The 14423-nt window shown below is 65.9% G+C and carries 12 protein-coding genes; 10 read left to right on the top strand and 2 right to left on the bottom strand.

Translation table 11 applies throughout. The annotated features are described in order from the left end of the window. The first annotated feature begins 3 nt into the window (after positions 1–3). The 10 genes from nuoL (at position 4) to J0I99_RS01685 (ending at position 13135) form a co-directional block, all read left to right on the top strand. The gene (nuoL, locus tag J0I99_RS01640; protein ID WP_291395415.1) at positions 4–2076 is read left to right on the top strand and encodes an NADH-quinone oxidoreductase subunit L; all 2073 of its coding nucleotides are present in this window, start codon (positions 4–6) and stop codon (positions 2074–2076) included. After that, a complete protein-coding gene (locus J0I99_RS01645; protein ID WP_291395417.1) occupies positions 2073–3593 on the top strand; it encodes an NADH-quinone oxidoreductase subunit M in 1521 nt (506 codons plus the stop codon). Before nuoL ends, J0I99_RS01645 begins: the two co-directional genes overlap by 4 nt. A 71-nt stretch (positions 3594–3664) precedes the next feature. After that, entirely contained in the window at positions 3665–5113 is a 1449-nt protein-coding gene (gene nuoN / locus J0I99_RS01650) for an NADH-quinone oxidoreductase subunit NuoN (RefSeq protein WP_291395419.1), read from the top strand. After that, complete coding sequence (locus tag J0I99_RS01655) at positions 5113–5898, top strand: biotin--[acetyl-CoA-carboxylase] ligase (protein ID WP_291395421.1); 786 nt, start codon at positions 5113–5115, stop codon at positions 5896–5898. The genes nuoN and J0I99_RS01655 overlap by 1 nt, the downstream gene beginning before the upstream one ends. Then, positions 5898–7577, top strand: a complete 1680-nt coding sequence (locus J0I99_RS01660; RefSeq protein WP_291395423.1) for a ribonuclease J — start codon at positions 5898–5900, stop codon at positions 7575–7577. The genes J0I99_RS01655 and J0I99_RS01660 overlap by 1 nt, the downstream gene beginning before the upstream one ends. A gap of 9 nt (positions 7578–7586) precedes the next feature. Continuing rightward, complete coding sequence (locus tag J0I99_RS01665; RefSeq protein WP_291392833.1) at positions 7587–7832, top strand: DUF1467 family protein; 246 nt, start codon at positions 7587–7589, stop codon at positions 7830–7832. Positions 7833–8387: 555 nt separating this feature from the next. Next, positions 8388–9737, top strand: a complete 1350-nt coding sequence (proS, locus tag J0I99_RS01670) for a proline--tRNA ligase (RefSeq protein ID WP_291392835.1) — start codon at positions 8388–8390, stop codon at positions 9735–9737. Beyond that, on the top strand, positions 9734–11098 hold the full coding sequence (locus tag J0I99_RS01675) for an FtsX-like permease family protein (protein ID WP_291395425.1): 1365 nt from the start codon (positions 9734–9736) through the stop codon (positions 11096–11098). Before proS ends, J0I99_RS01675 begins: the two co-directional genes overlap by 4 nt. Next, a complete protein-coding gene (locus J0I99_RS01680) occupies positions 11095–12456 on the top strand; it encodes an FtsX-like permease family protein (protein WP_291395427.1) in 1362 nt (453 codons plus the stop codon). The genes J0I99_RS01675 and J0I99_RS01680 overlap by 4 nt, the downstream gene beginning before the upstream one ends. Continuing rightward, a complete protein-coding gene (locus tag J0I99_RS01685) occupies positions 12449–13135 on the top strand; it encodes an ABC transporter ATP-binding protein (RefSeq protein ID WP_291395429.1) in 687 nt (228 codons plus the stop codon). Before J0I99_RS01680 ends, J0I99_RS01685 begins: the two co-directional genes overlap by 8 nt. On the opposite strand, the gene J0I99_RS01690 is transcribed toward J0I99_RS01685, so the two are convergent. After that, complete coding sequence (locus tag J0I99_RS01690; RefSeq protein ID WP_291395431.1) at positions 13132–13521, bottom strand: hypothetical protein; 390 nt, start codon at positions 13519–13521, stop codon at positions 13132–13134. The genes J0I99_RS01685 and J0I99_RS01690 overlap by 4 nt on opposite strands. A 3-nt stretch (positions 13522–13524) precedes the next feature. After that, positions 13525–14349: an isocitrate lyase/phosphoenolpyruvate mutase family protein gene (locus J0I99_RS01695; RefSeq protein WP_291395433.1), complete on the bottom strand. Its 825-nt coding sequence runs from the start codon at positions 14347–14349 to the stop codon at positions 13525–13527. Positions 14350–14423 lie beyond the last annotated feature (74 nt).

Raw genomic sequence — 14423 nt, forward strand, 5'->3', positions numbered from 1 at the left:
CCTGTGCTTATCCAGGCCATCGTATTCCTGCCCCTCATCGGGGCACTGATCGCAGGATTGCTCGGCCGGGTCATCGGACACCGGACCAGCGAATACATCACCACGGGCCTGCTGATCATCGCGGCAGTGTGCAGCTGGATCGTCTTCGCCGGCTACTGGTTTGCGCCGGAAGCAGCGGAGGCAGCCGGTCACGGCGAGGCCACGAAGGTCGAGGTGATGCGCTGGATCGCCTCCGGCGGGCTTGACCTGCGCTGGGTACTGCGGGTCGATACGCTGACCGCGGTGATGCTCGTGGTCGTGACCACGGTCTCGAGCCTCGTACACGTCTACTCGATCGGCTACATGGCCGACGATCCGCACCGCGCGCGCTTCTTCGCCTACCTCTCGCTGTTCACCTTCGCCATGCTGATGCTGGTGACCGCCGACAACTTCCTGCAGATGTTCTTCGGCTGGGAAGGGGTGGGCCTCGCCTCCTACCTGCTCATCGGCTTCTGGTACACGCGCCCGTCCGCCAATGCTGCCGCGATGAAGGCGTTCGTGGTCAACCGCGTTGGCGATTTCGGCTTCGCTCTCGGCATCTTTGCCGCCTTCCTCGTACTCGGGCAGTTGAACTTCGACGACGCCTTCCATGCCGTCGAGGCCAACAAGGACGCGACCATCCACTTCCTGAGCTGGGACTTCCACGCCATGACCGTGGTGTGCCTGCTGCTGTTCATGGGCGCCATGGGCAAGTCGGCGCAGTTCCTGCTCCACACCTGGCTGCCGGACGCCATGGAAGGCCCGACGCCCGTCTCCGCCCTCATCCATGCTGCGACCATGGTGACCGCCGGCGTGTTCATGGTGGCCCGCTTCTCGCCGATGTTCGTGGCTTCCGAATTCGCCATGATCACGGTGATGATCGTCGGCGCGATCACGGCCTTCTTTGCCGCGACCGTCGGTCTCGTGCAGAACGACATCAAGCGCGTCATCGCCTATTCGACCTGTTCGCAGCTCGGCTACATGTTCGTGGCGCTCGGCGCCGGCATGTTCTCTGCCGGCATCTTCCACCTGTTCACGCACGCCTTCTTCAAGGCCCTGCTGTTCCTTGGCGCCGGCTCGGTAATCCATGCGATGCATCACGAGCAGGACATGCGGAACATGGGTGGCCTGCGCAAGAAGATCCCGGTCACCTACTGGCTGATGATCATCGGCACGCTGGCCCTGACCGGGGTCGGCATCCCGGGCACGCCGCTCGGCTTCGCCGGCTTCTTCAGCAAGGACGGGATCATCGAAGTCGCCTATGCGGCGGGTGGTTCGACCGGCTACATCGCCTTCTGGGCCCTGGTGATCGCCGCCATGTTCACGAGCTTCTACTCGTGGCGCCTGATCCACCTGACCTTCCACGGCAGCCCGCGCGATGCGACGCACGGCTTCGGGCACGATGTGCACGAGGATGACGCGAACGCGCATGCAGAGCCGGACGCGGCGGGGAACCACCACGAGGAGCATAGGAGCGCCTACGACCACGCGCACGAGAGCCCTCCGGTCATGCTGGTGCCGCTCTACATCCTCGCCGCCGGTGCGGTTCTTGCGGGCGTGGTCTTCAACGACCTGTTCTTCGGCCACGCCGAGCACATCGAGCATTTCTTCGCGGGCTCACTTGTGGTTCCCGGAGACCTGCTCGAGGCCGCGCATGGCGTGCCGCTGTGGGTGAAGTGGTCGGCGACCGTCGCAATGCTGATCGGCTTCGTCGCGGCGTACCAGATGTACATCCGCGATCCGGCGGCGCCGAGGCGCCTCGCCGACGCAAACCCGGGCCTGTACCGGTTCCTGCTCAACAAGTGGTACTTCGACGAGCTCTACGACCGCATCTTTGTCAGGCCGGCGATCTGGCTGGGCACTGCGCTCTGGAAGGGCTTTGACGACCAGCTGGTCGACAAGACCCTCACCGAGGGCCTCGGTGCCCGGGTCAAGGACATCACCGGCCGGGTGGTGAAGCTGCAGTCCGGCTATCTCTATCACTACGCATTCGCCATGCTTATCGGTATCGCGGCGCTGCTCACCTGGGCCATCGCCGCCGGGGGACTTCTGGGATGATCTTCAGCGAACACCTTCTGACGGTCATCACCTTCCTCCCCACGCTGGGCGCCCTCGTGCTGCTCCTGGTGGGCGGCAAAGGCGAAGCCGTGGACAACCTGGCCCGCTGGATCGCGCTTGCCTTCACGCTGGTGACGGCGGCGCTGAGCCTGTGGCTCTGGGCGCTGTTCGACCCGGCCAATACGGCCTTCCAGTTCGTCGAGAACTTCGACTGGATCGGCGACACCATCGGCTACCGCATGGGCGTCGACGGCATCTCGGTGCTGTTCATCCCGCTGACGGCGGTGCTGATGCCAGCCGTGGTGCTGACCAGCTGGGGCTCGATCACCAAGCGCGTGAAGGAATACCTGATCGTCTTCCTCGTGCTCGAGACGTTCATGATCGGCGCCTTCGCGACGCTCGACCTGGCGCTGTTCTACGTGTTCTTCGAGGGCACGCTGATCCCGATGTTCCTGATCATCGGCATCTGGGGCGGGGCGCGGCGCATCCAGGCGACGTACAAGTTCTTCTTCTACAGCTTCACCGGCACGGTGCTGATGCTGCTCGCCATCATGGCGATGTTCTGGCAGGCCGGCACGCTGGACATCCAGCAACTGCTCAAGTTCCGCTTCCCGCCGGAAGTGCAGACCTGGCTGTGGATCGGGTTCTTCGCCTCGTTCGCGGTGAAGATGCCGATGTGGCCGTTCCATCGCTGGCTGCCCGAAGCGCACGTCGAGGCCCCCACGGGCGGTTCGGTGATCCTGGCCGCTATCCTGCTCAAGCTTGGCGGCTACGGCTTCATCCGCTTCTCGATCTCGATGTTCCCCGATGCCTCGCACCAGTTCGCGAACTTCGTGTTCGTGCTGTCGATCGCTGCGATCATCATCACCTCGCTGATCGCGCTGGTGCAGACCGACATGAAGAAGTTGATCGCCTATTCGTCCGTGGCCCACATGGGCTTCGTCACGATGGGGATCTTTTCGGGCAACATCTACGGCATCCATGGCGCCATCTTCCAGATGATCTCGCACGGCATCGTCTCGGCCGCGCTCTTCCTCTGCGTCGGCGTGGTCTACGACCGGATGCACACACGCGAGATTTCCGCCTATGGCGGCCTCGTCGAGCGCATGCCGCGCTATGCCTTTGCCTTCATGGTGTTCACCATGGCCAATGTCGGCCTGCCGGGCACGTCGGGTTTCATCGGTGAGTTCCTCACCATGCTCGCCGTGTTCCAGGTCAACACCTGGGTGGCGTTCTTCGCTGCCTTCGGCGTCATCCTGTCGGCTGCCTATGCGCTGTGGCTGTACCGCCGCGTGATCTTCGGCGCGCTGACCAAGGAGTCTCTCAAGGGCATCCTCGATCTCGACAGGCGCGAGATCGCGGTGCTGGTGCCGCTGGTCGTCCTCACCATCCTCTTCGGCTTCTATCCGGCGCCGATCCTCGATGCGACCGCCGCATCGGTGAACCTCGTCGCCGAGAACTTCGCCAACGCCATTGGCGCCGCCCCGCAGGCGGTTGCCGCGGCGGCCGGCCACTAGTGTTTGATTTGGTCGCGCTTTCGGAACGGAAAAGCCTGCAGCTTTTCCTGAAAGCACTCTAGGAGACGGGCATGCTGTCCGACGTTTCGAGCTTCGCTTCGCTCGCCCCCGCCTATCCTGAACTCCTGCTCGCCGCGGGGGCCGTCGCGGTGTTGCTGGTCTCCCTGTTCTGGAAGGGCGTCCGCTCCGGTGTGATCGCGACCGTGGCCATCCTGCTGCTGGTCGCGGTGCTGGCGCTGCTGGTGCTGCAGCCCGCGACCGGCGCGCTGTTCAACCACACGTTCATCGTCGACGGATTTGCCCGCTACATGAAGGCGCTCGTCCTCGGCGGCGCCGCCGCGACCGTGCTGATTTCGCTTTCGGGCAGCAAGGCGCACGGCATCGACAAGTTCGAATACTCGGTGCTCGTCCTGCTCGCCACGCTGGGCATGATGATCATGGTCTCGGCCAATGACCTGATGAGCCTGTATATCGGCCTCGAGTTGCAGAGCCTCGCGCTCTACGTCGTCGCCGCCATGAAGCGCGACGACGCGAAGGCCACCGAAGCGGGCATCAAGTATTTCGTCCTTGGCGCGCTGAGTTCGGGCATGCTGCTGTATGGCGCCTCGCTGGTCTATGGCTTCACCGGCACGACCCAGCTCGACCAGATCGTTGCCGCGATCACGCTCGAGTCGCGCTCGGTCGGCCTCGTGTTCGGCATGGTGTTCCTGCTTGCCGGCATCGCTTTCAAGATCTCGGCCGTGCCGTTCCATATGTGGACGCCCGACGTCTACGAGGGGGCGCCGACCCCGGTCACCGCCTTTTTCGCGGCGGCGCCAAAGGTCGCTGCCATGGCGCTCTTCATCCGCGTCACCACGGTCAGCTTCGGCCCCATCACCAAGGACTGGCAGCAGATCGTGATCTTCCTCTCGATCGCCTCCATGGTGCTGGCCTCCTTCGCCGCCATCGGCCAGAACAACCTGAAGCGTCTGCTGGCCTACTCCTCGATCGGCCATGTCGGCTTCGCGCTCGTCGGCCTCTCGGCCGGCACCGCCGTTGGTGTCGAGGGCGTTGCGATCTACATGGCGATCTACGTCGCCATGACCGTCGGCATCTTTGCCTGCATCCTGGCGCTGAAGACCGAGGACGGCGCGCCCGTCGAGACCATCACCGGCCTCGCGGGCCTCGCCCAGCGCAAGCCGTTCGTCGCCGCCAGCATCGCCATCCTGATGTTCTCGCTGATCGGCCTGCCGCCACTCGCCGGCTTCTTTGCCAAGTGGCAGGTGTTCCTCGCCGCCGTGGAGCAGGGGCTGTTCGTCCTCGCCGTCATCGGTGTCCTCGCTTCGGCGGTGAGCGCGTTCTACTACCTGCGCATCATCAAGGTGATGTACTTCGACGAGCCCGTGGCAAAGTATGCCGCGGTGCCGGGCGAACTGACGGTCGTCATGGCCGGCATTGGCTTCCTGATCGTCACCTACTTCGTTACCGTGGGCGCTCCGCTGACGGCAGCCGCACAGGCCGCGGCCGGAAGCCTCTTCTAGTGGCCGACTTCTGGCTTGGGCCGAGGGCCGCCTCGCGTGGCTACCGGCTCCACGGCTTCGACACGGTCGGCTCCACCATGATCGAGGCGGCGCGGGCCGCCCAGTCCGGCGATGTCGGCGATGTCTGGTTCTGCGCCCTCGCGCAGACCGCCGGCCGGGGCCGGCGTGGCCGGGCATGGTCCTCGATGCACGGCAATCTCGCCGCCAGCCTGCTCGTCGTGCCGGACAGCGACCCGGCCGTCTCCGCTACGCTCGGTTTCGTCGCCGGCGTGGCCCTGCACCACGCGCTGACCAGCATCGTGCCGGCCGAGCGCATTGCACTCAAGTGGCCGAACGACGTCCTGGGCGATGGGAGCAAGCTCTGTGGCATGCTGCTCGAGGCGCAGAAGCTGTCGGACGGCAGGATGGCCGTGGCGATCGGTATCGGGGTCAACGTCGTCGCCACGCCGGACGGGTTGCCCTATGCAGCCGCATCGCTCAAGGGCATGGGGATCGAAACCGACGCGGCGACGGTGTTCGGCGCGCTCTCGGATGCGTGGGTCGATGCCTACGAGAGCTGGGATCGGGGCAGGGGCGTCGATGCCGTGCTGGACCAATGGCGTGTCGCGGCTGCCGGCATTGGCGGCGAGATCGCCGTCAGCCAGGATGGCAGCGTCGTCCGCGGCATTTTCGAAACCATCGATCAGGCAGGGCGATTGATCGTCCGCGCCAGTGACAATTCGCGTATCGCCATCACGGCGGGTGATGTGCATTTCGGCACCGCCGCAAGCCACAGGAGTTCATGATGGCAAAAAACTCAGTCGACGAACTTGTCTTCGTGCCGCTCGGCGGCGTCGGTGAGATCGGCATGAACATGGGCGCGTACGGCTTCGGCCCGCCGCGCAACCGGAAGTGGATCGTCGTGGACTGCGGCGTGACCTTTGCAGGGCCGCAGGAACCCGGCGTCGAGCTGATCCTGCCGGATCCTGCCTTCCTCGAGGAGAACGCCGACGATGTGCTGGTGCTGATCCTCACTCACAGCCACGAAGACCACTACGGTGCCGTGCTCGACCTCTGGCCGGCCTTCGACCGGCCCGTCTATGCCACCGCTTTCACCGCGGCCATGCTCAGCGCCAAGCAGGAATCCGAGGGCATCGTGGAGGATGTCGAGGTCAGGCCCATGCAGGTGGGCAAGCCCTTCACGGTTGGTCCCTTCACCATCGAGGCGATCAACGTCGCGCACTCGATCCCCGAGAGCTGCGCGCTCCTGATCGCGACTCCGGCCGGACGGGTAGTCCACACCGGCGACTGGAAGCTCGATCCGCACCCGGTCGGCAACGCCCCGACCGACCTCGCCCGCTTCGGCGCGATCGGCGCGGACCGCTCCAGCCGTCTGGCCCTGGTCTGCGACTCGACCAATGCCACCAAGGACGGCACCAGTCCGTCCGAGGATCAGGTCGCCTCGACCCTCGAGGCCCTCATCGCGGAATCTCCGCACCGCGTCGCGGTGACGACTTTCGCCTCCAATGTCGGCCGGGTCATCTCCGTCGCCCGCGCGGCGCAGAAGGCCGGCCGCAAGGTGGTGATGTCGGGCCGGGCACTGCATCGTATCTCGGGCATCGCCCGGGAACTGGGCATGCTCGAGGGCATCGAACCGTTCCTCGATCAGACCGAGTACAAGACCCTGGCGCGCAAGGATGTGGTGCTGCTGTGCACCGGCAGCCAGGGCGAGGCGCGTGCGGCGATCGCCCGCATCGCCCGCGAGGAGCATCCAGAGATAGCGCTGAATGCCGGCGACCGGGTGATCTTCTCGTCCTGGGCCATCCCGGGGAACGAGCGTGAAGTGATCGACATCCAGAACCTGCTGATCGATCGCGGCATCGACGTCATCACCCGCGACCACGGCCTCGTCCACACCACCGGCCACCCGCGGCGCGAGGAGTTGAAGCAACTCTACGACCTGCTGAAGCCCGACATACTGGTGCCCGTGCACGGCGAGGCTGTCCACCTCGAGGCGCACGCACTGCTCGGCCGCCAGCACGGCATCGAGACGGTCGTCCATGCCCGCAACGGCGATATGGTTCGCCTCTTCCCTGAAACCACGCATTTCCCCGGCGAAGTGCGCGTGGGCGAGCTGTATCTCGATGGCAACGTGCTCTGCACGCCGGAGGAGAGCGGCGTGAAGGGCCGGCGGCGCCTGAGCTTCGGTGGCCACATCGTCGTCAGCCTGTGCGTGAACTCGAGCGGCCAGGTGCTGGCCGGTCCCGACCTGGTCATCGAGGGGCTTCCGGACGTCGAGGATGACGACGAGTCGCTGCCGCATCTCGTGCGTCGCGCCGTCACCGGCACGCTGAAATCCATTCCCCCCAAGCGCCGCAACGACCCGGAGCTCGTGCAGACCGCGCTGCAGCGCGCCGTGCGCAGCGAGGTGACGTCCTATTGGGGCCGCAAACCCAACGTAACCATCTTCGTCCATCGTATCTGAGCCTGGGCCATGCAAGTCACCACCTACATCGCCATCTATTTCGTCGTCTGGTGGCTGTGCCTCTTCCTGGTGCTGCCCTTCAAGGTGCGTAACCAGGTCGACGACGGGCAATGGACGCATGGCACCGAGCGGGGCGCCCCGGCTGTCTTCCGCATCTGGCCCAAGCTGCTGGTCACGACGCTGTTGGCCGGTGTCGTCACCGGCCTGCTGCTCTGGGGCCTCAGCGCCCAGTGGCTGCAGGAGTACTGGCGCTAAAGGCGGCCTGACCCGAGCATCGTCGCCCGAGTCCCGCCCGGCGTGAGGGCAGGGTGCAACCGTCCGCGCCCGACTGTTCGACAGGAGTGCGCTGCCGTCGCCGACCGCCGGAGCGCCCCGCGGATCGATGCTCCTGCATGGGCTGATCCTGCGCGAACCAACACAGTGCAGAATACCGTGTCACCTGTTCGTCATCCGCAAATGAAAAAAGCAGGGCCTAGGCCCTGCTTGATGAGTTTCTCGACAATACGCTGGTCTTAGGCACACGGTTAGGTGGCGGCCAACGCTCCTCCCTTGACGTTGTCGACGTCCGGCAACTTGTTGGTTGCCTGTGTTCTTATGGCGAGGGACCCTAACAACTGAATCCGGGACTGCCAAGCGGATTCTGCATGGCAGCCATGGCATTTCGACATGATGCGTTGCGGCATTTCACGCTGCCCAAAATGGTCGCACGGACAGGCGCTTGCCCAAGTTTCGCGCGTTTTTGCGGGCTCCACTTTTGCCGCTGATGCGGTATAGGGATGCCAGTCGAATCCCGGGCCAAAAGGGACCAACATGCGCTTGAGCCGTTACTTCCTCCCCCTCCTCAAGGAGACGCCGAAGGAAGCCGAAATCGTCTCGCACCAGCTGATGCTGCGCGCCGGCATGATCAAGCAGCAGGCGGCTGGCAGCTATTCCTGGTTGCCGCTCGGCTTCAAGGTGCTCAACAAGATCGTCCGCATCATCGAGGAAGAGCAGAACCGCTCCGGCGCCATCCAGCTGCTGATGCCGACCATCCAGTCGGCGGATCTGTGGAAGGAATCCGGCCGCTACGATGCGTACGGCAAGGAAATGCTGCGCATCGAGGACCGGCACGAGCGCGATATGCTGTTCGGTCCGACCAACGAGGAGATGATCACCGACATCTTCCGGACCTACGTGAAGTCGTACAAGGACCTGCCGCTGAACCTCTACCATATCCAGTGGAAGTTCCGGGACGAGGTACGCCCGCGCTTCGGTACCATGCGCTCGCGCGAGTTCCTGATGAAGGACGCCTACTCGTTCGACCTCGATGAGGCGGGCGCAACGCAGGCCTTCTACCGCATGTTCGTCGCCTACCTGCGGACCTTCCATCGCATGGGCCTTGTCGGCGTCCCGATGCGCGCCGATACCGGCCCGATCGGCGGCGACATGAGCTACGAGTTCCACGTGCTCGCCGATACCGGCGAGAGCGCCGTGTTCCTCGACAAGCGCCTCGTCGACAAGCCGATTCCGGCCATCGACACCGATTTCCGGGCCGACCTGACGCCGATCTTCAAGGACTGGACGTCGCTGTTTGCCGCGACCGACGAGATGACCGACGAGGCAACTTACAAGGCAGCCGTCGAGCCCGAGCATCAGCTTGCGGCGCGCGGCATCGAGGTCGGCCACATCTTCTACTTCGGCACCAAGTACTCCAAGCCCATGAAGGCTACGGTCACCAACCAGGAGGGGCAGGCGGTCGAGGTGCACATGGGCAGCTACGGCATCGGCCCGACCCGTCTCGTGCCGGCCATCATCGAGGCTTCGCATGACGATGCCGGCATCATCTGGCCGGTCAGCGTCGCGCCGTTCGAGGCGGTCGTCATCAACCTCAAGGTTGGCGATGCCGACAGCGATGCGGCCGCCGGTCGTCTCTACGACGATCTCGTGCTGGAAGGCATCGACGCCGCCTACGATGATCGCGACCAGCCGGCAGGCGCCAAGTTCGCCGCTGCCGACCTGATCGGCATTCCGTACCAGCTGATCGTCGGGCCGCGCGGCCTGAAGGACGGCACGGTCGAGATCAAGCATCGCAAGTCCGGTGAGCGCGAGACGCTGTCCATCGAGGCGGCGGTCGGGCGGCTCAAGGGCCTGATCGTGCCGCAGCGGCGAGACAGCGTTTGACCGAGGCCGCGCCCATTGCCACGAGGGCTCCGGGGCCGTTCTCGCGCTTCGAGTTCCTCGTCGCCGGGCGCTACCTGAGGGCCCGGCGCCGCGAGCGGTTCGTTTCGGTGATCACCGGCCTGACGCTCGTCGGCGTGGTCCTCGGCGTTGCCACTCTGATCGTCGTCATGTCGGTGATGAACGGCTTCCGCACCGAGCTGTTGGGCAAGATCCTCGGCCTCAACGGCCACTTCGTGGTGCAGACGATGGAGGGCAGCGGCCTTGCCGACTACCCCGATGTTGTCACCCGCCTCGAGGGCGTCGACGGGGTCCGCTATGCGATCCCCTATGTCGAGGGGCAGGCGCTCGCCTCCGGTTCCGCCAGTGCCACCGGCGTCGTCGTCCGCGGCATCGACGAGGCCTCGCTCAAGAAGCTGGAATCGCTGCGTGATGCGGCGGTGCTCGGCGGTTGGGATCAATGGAACTCGGGGCAGGGCGTCGCGATCGGGCAGCGCCTGGCCGAGCGGCTGGGCGTGACCATCGGCGACGAGATCACAATCATCAATCCCAACGGGACCCTGACGCCGTTCGGCCGCACGCCCGCCGAGCGCACCCTGCCGGTCAATGTCATCTTCAACCTCGGCATGCCGGAGTACGACAGCTTCTACGTCTACCTGCCCATGCAGGAGGCGCAGGTCTACTTCAAGCTGTACGAGGACCGCCTGAAGCCGGGCGTGGCGATGCCGGGCGTCATGGCCACCGATGCGGAGATCGATGCCGCCTACGAGCGCGGCTACCAGGCGACCGGCGTCGAGGTGTTCGTCGACGACCCCGACAATATCCTCGGCATGAAAGAGAAGCTCCAGGCGGCCCTCGACCGACCCTTTGCGATCGCCGACTGGCAGCAGCGCAACGCCACCTTCTTTTCGGCCCTGCAGGTCGAGCGGGTGGTGATGTTCGTCATCCTGTCGCTGATCATCCTCGTTGCCGCCTTCAACATCATCGCCAGCCTCGTCATGCTGGTGAAGGACAAGGGCCCGGACATCGCGATCCTGCGCACCATGGGCGCCACGCGCGCCTCGATCCTGCGCATCTTCTCGATGACCGGCTTCGCCATCGGCCTCGTCGGCACGTTCCTCGGGCTGGTGCTCGGCCTGGTGTTCGCCATCAACGTCGAGCCGATCCGCGCTACTGTGTCGGGCCTGCTCAACATCCCGATCTTCCCGCCAGAGCTGTTCCTGATGGCCGGCCTGCCGTCGCGGATCGACCCCACCGAGGTGGTTCTCGTCGTGCTGCTCTCGCTCGGGCTCACCTTCCTCGCCTCGCTCTATCCGGCCTGGCGCGCGGCGCGGCTCGATCCGATCGAGGGCCTGCACCAGTGAGCACGACCCAGCCCGCCGCCGATCCCGGCCCGTTCTCGCGCTTCGAGTTCCTCGTCGCCTGGCGCTACCTGCGCGCCCGCCGCCGCGATCGCTTCGTATCGGTGATCGCCGGCCTGACGCTGACCGGCATCGCGCTCGGGGTGGCGGCGCTGATCGTCGTCACCTCAGTGATGAACGGCTTCAACTCCGAGATCGTCTCCAAGCTCCTCGGTCTCAACGGCCACTTCTCGGCCTACCCGATCGAGGCGCGCTTCACCGACTACGAGCAGTCCGCCAGCGAGATCCAGGGTGTCGACGGGGTCATCGCCGCGATCCCGTACGTCGAGGGCCAGGCCCTTGCCTCCGGTGCCAAGGCCGACGCCACCGGCGTCATCGTGCGCGGCATGTCGCTGGCCTCGGTCGAAAAGCTGAAGCTGCTGCACGACGGCGCCATCCTCGGCCACTGGGACGGCTGGGACGAGGGCAACGGCGTCGCCATCGGCAGGCGCCTGGCCGAAAAGCTCAAGGTCAACATCGGCGACCCGGTCACCCTGCTGAGCCCGGATCCGGGCAATCTCGGGGCCGGCAACCGCCCGCGCACGCGCTCCTTTCCGGTGCAGATCATCTTCGACCTCGGCATGACCGAGTTCGACAGCTTCTACCTCTACCTGCCCATGCAGCCGGCGCAGGATTACCTCGACATGTTCGATCGGGTGCTCAAGCCCGGCGCCTCGGTCCCGGCGGTCGATGCTCCCGAGCAGGAGCGCGAGGCGGCTTACGACCGCATCTATCGCGCCACGGCCGTGGAGGTGTTCATCACCGATCCGAACGCCCTCGACCAGATGCGGCTGAGGATCGGCCAGCAGATCGAACGCCCGCTCATCCTCTCGGACTGGCGCCAGCAGCACCAGAATTTCTTCGACGCGCTGCAGACCCAGGGCTCGGTGATGTTCGTCATCCTGTCGATGATCGTCGTCGTCGCCGCCTTCAACATCATCTCCAGCCTCATCATGCTGGTGAAGGACAAGGGCACGGACATCGCGGTGCTGCGCACCATGGGGGCGACGCGCGGCTCGATCATGCGCATATTCGGCATTGCCGGCGTCGCCATCGGGGTCGGCGGCACGCTGCTCGGCCTCGCCCTGGGGCTCGTCATCGCCGCCAATGCCGAGCCGATCCGCGCGTTCCTGTCGGGCCTGCTCGGCGTCACCATCTTCCCGCCCGAGGTATTCTTCCTCTCCTCGCTCCCCAGCCGGACCAACCCGTCCGAGGTGGCGGCCATCGTCGCCGTCGCCATGGGGCTCAGCTTCCTCGCGACGCTCTACCCCGCCTGGCGCGCCGCCCAATACGATCCCGTCGAGGCCCTGCGCTATGAGTGACGTCCACCTCCAGCTCTCGAAGGTGCATCGCCACTTCGGCGAGGGCGAAACGCTGGTCCGCGTGCTCGAGGCTGCGAACCTCACCGTCCGCGGCGGGGAGCTCGTCGCCATCGTCGCGCCCTCCGGCGCCGGCAAGTCGACGCTGCTGCATATCTCGGGCCTGCTGGAACGGCCGCAGGCCGGCGAAGTGACCATTACCGGCGTTGCCACCAGCAAGCTGAGCGAGCGCGGCCGCACCCTGCTGCGCCGCAACACCATCGGCTACGTCTATCAGTTCCATCACCTGTTGCCCGAGTTCTCGGCGCTCGAGAACGTCACCATGCCGCAGCTCATCGCCGGCCGCGACCAGGCGGCGGCGAACCGGCGATCGATGCAGCTGCTGGAGATCCTCGGCGTCGCGCCCCGGGCCCAGCACCGGCCGGCCGAACTTTCGGGCGGCGAGCAGCAGCGCGTCGCCATCGCCCGCGCAGCGGCCAACAATCCCCGCATCATCCTTGCCGACGAACCCACGGGCAATCTCGATCCGGCCACCAGCGAAGTGGTGTTCGAGGCCCTGGCCGGTCTGATCCGCGAGGAAGGGGTCGCGGCCCTCATCGCCACCCACAATTTCGATCTCGCCCGGCGCGCCAACCGCATCGTCACGCTGCGGAACGGGCTGATCGAGGACACGACCCTCTAGTTCGCGTCCACATCCGTCTCAATCGCCCGCCGCAACCGCTCCCGCTCCACCAGCGTGTTCACGCGGCTCCGCAGCGCCTTGATCTGCCGTTCCTGCCGTTCGGTCGTCGCCTTCAACTGCCGGATCCTTGCCTCGGCCGCATCGGCGTGGTTGACGTCCCACTCGCGCACGCGTCGGACCACCACCTTGGTCGGGGCCTGCTCGGCGAGGATCGCGTCCCAGGTCAGCCCCGAAGCCTCCACCAGCCGCTGCGCTGCCAGCGCGGCGGAGGCGCTCTCTCCTGGTTGGTCGGAGCCGAGCAGCTTCAGGATTCGGATGAGCTTGGCGCGGTCGCGCTTGGTGAGCGGCATATGCAAGCGGTAGCCGTCCGGTAGCGCGAAATCCACCCCTTACCCGGGCCTGCCAGCCATGAACTGATGCACCTCGGCCGTGGTCATGGCGTGGTCGAGGTAGCTCAGCGTTCCCGGGCCCAGCAGTTCCGATGCCGCATCCCTGAGGCCGCCAAGGGCGGCGCGGGCGAGAGAGCCGCCGGTGCTGATCCGCTGCACGCCGGCCGCCGCAAGCTCTGCCACAGTATAGGGCGACTGCTTCTGCCACAGCACCACGTTGAGCGGCTTGCTGACCGCGGCCACCACGGTCCGGATCGCCTCGAGGTCGGGCAGGCCGGGCGCGAACAGCACGTCGGCCCCAGCCGCCTCGTAGGCCTGTAGCCGCCGGATGGTGTCGGCCAGGTCGCGCCGGCCATGCAGGAAGTTCTCCGCCCGCGCCACGAACGTGAACGGAAAGGGCAGGGAATGCGCCGCCTGGGCCGCCGCCTCGACCCGCGCCACCGATGCCTCGAAGTCGTAGATCGGTGCCTCCGCCCGTCCGGTCGCATCCTCGATCGATCCGCCGACAAGGCCGGCCTCCGCCGCGAGCCGGATGGTCTCGGCAGCGTGCGCGGGCGCATCGCGGTAGCCGTTCTCGAGGTCGCCACTGACCGGCAGGTCGACCGCGGCGGCAATGTCGGCCGCGTTCGCGAGCGCCTCCGCGCGCGTCACGGCGCCGTCCTTCCGTCCCAGCGTCCAGGCGAAGCCGGCGCTCGTCGTCGCCAGTGCCTTGTAACCCAGTCCGGCCAGGAGGCGCGCGCTACCGGCGTCCCATGGATTGGGCATCACGAACAGCGGCCCGCGATGCAGCGCCCGGAACGCCAGGCCCTTTTCGTGCTGGTTCATGCCTCGTTCTCCTCTGAAGTAGATCGGATCACCGATTCCGTCGTTAACCAAAGATCCATCCACATGACCCACAT

The sequence above is a fragment of the Devosia sp. genome (assembly GCF_017307495.1).
Classification (GTDB): Bacteria; Pseudomonadota; Alphaproteobacteria; order Rhizobiales; family Devosiaceae; genus Devosia_A.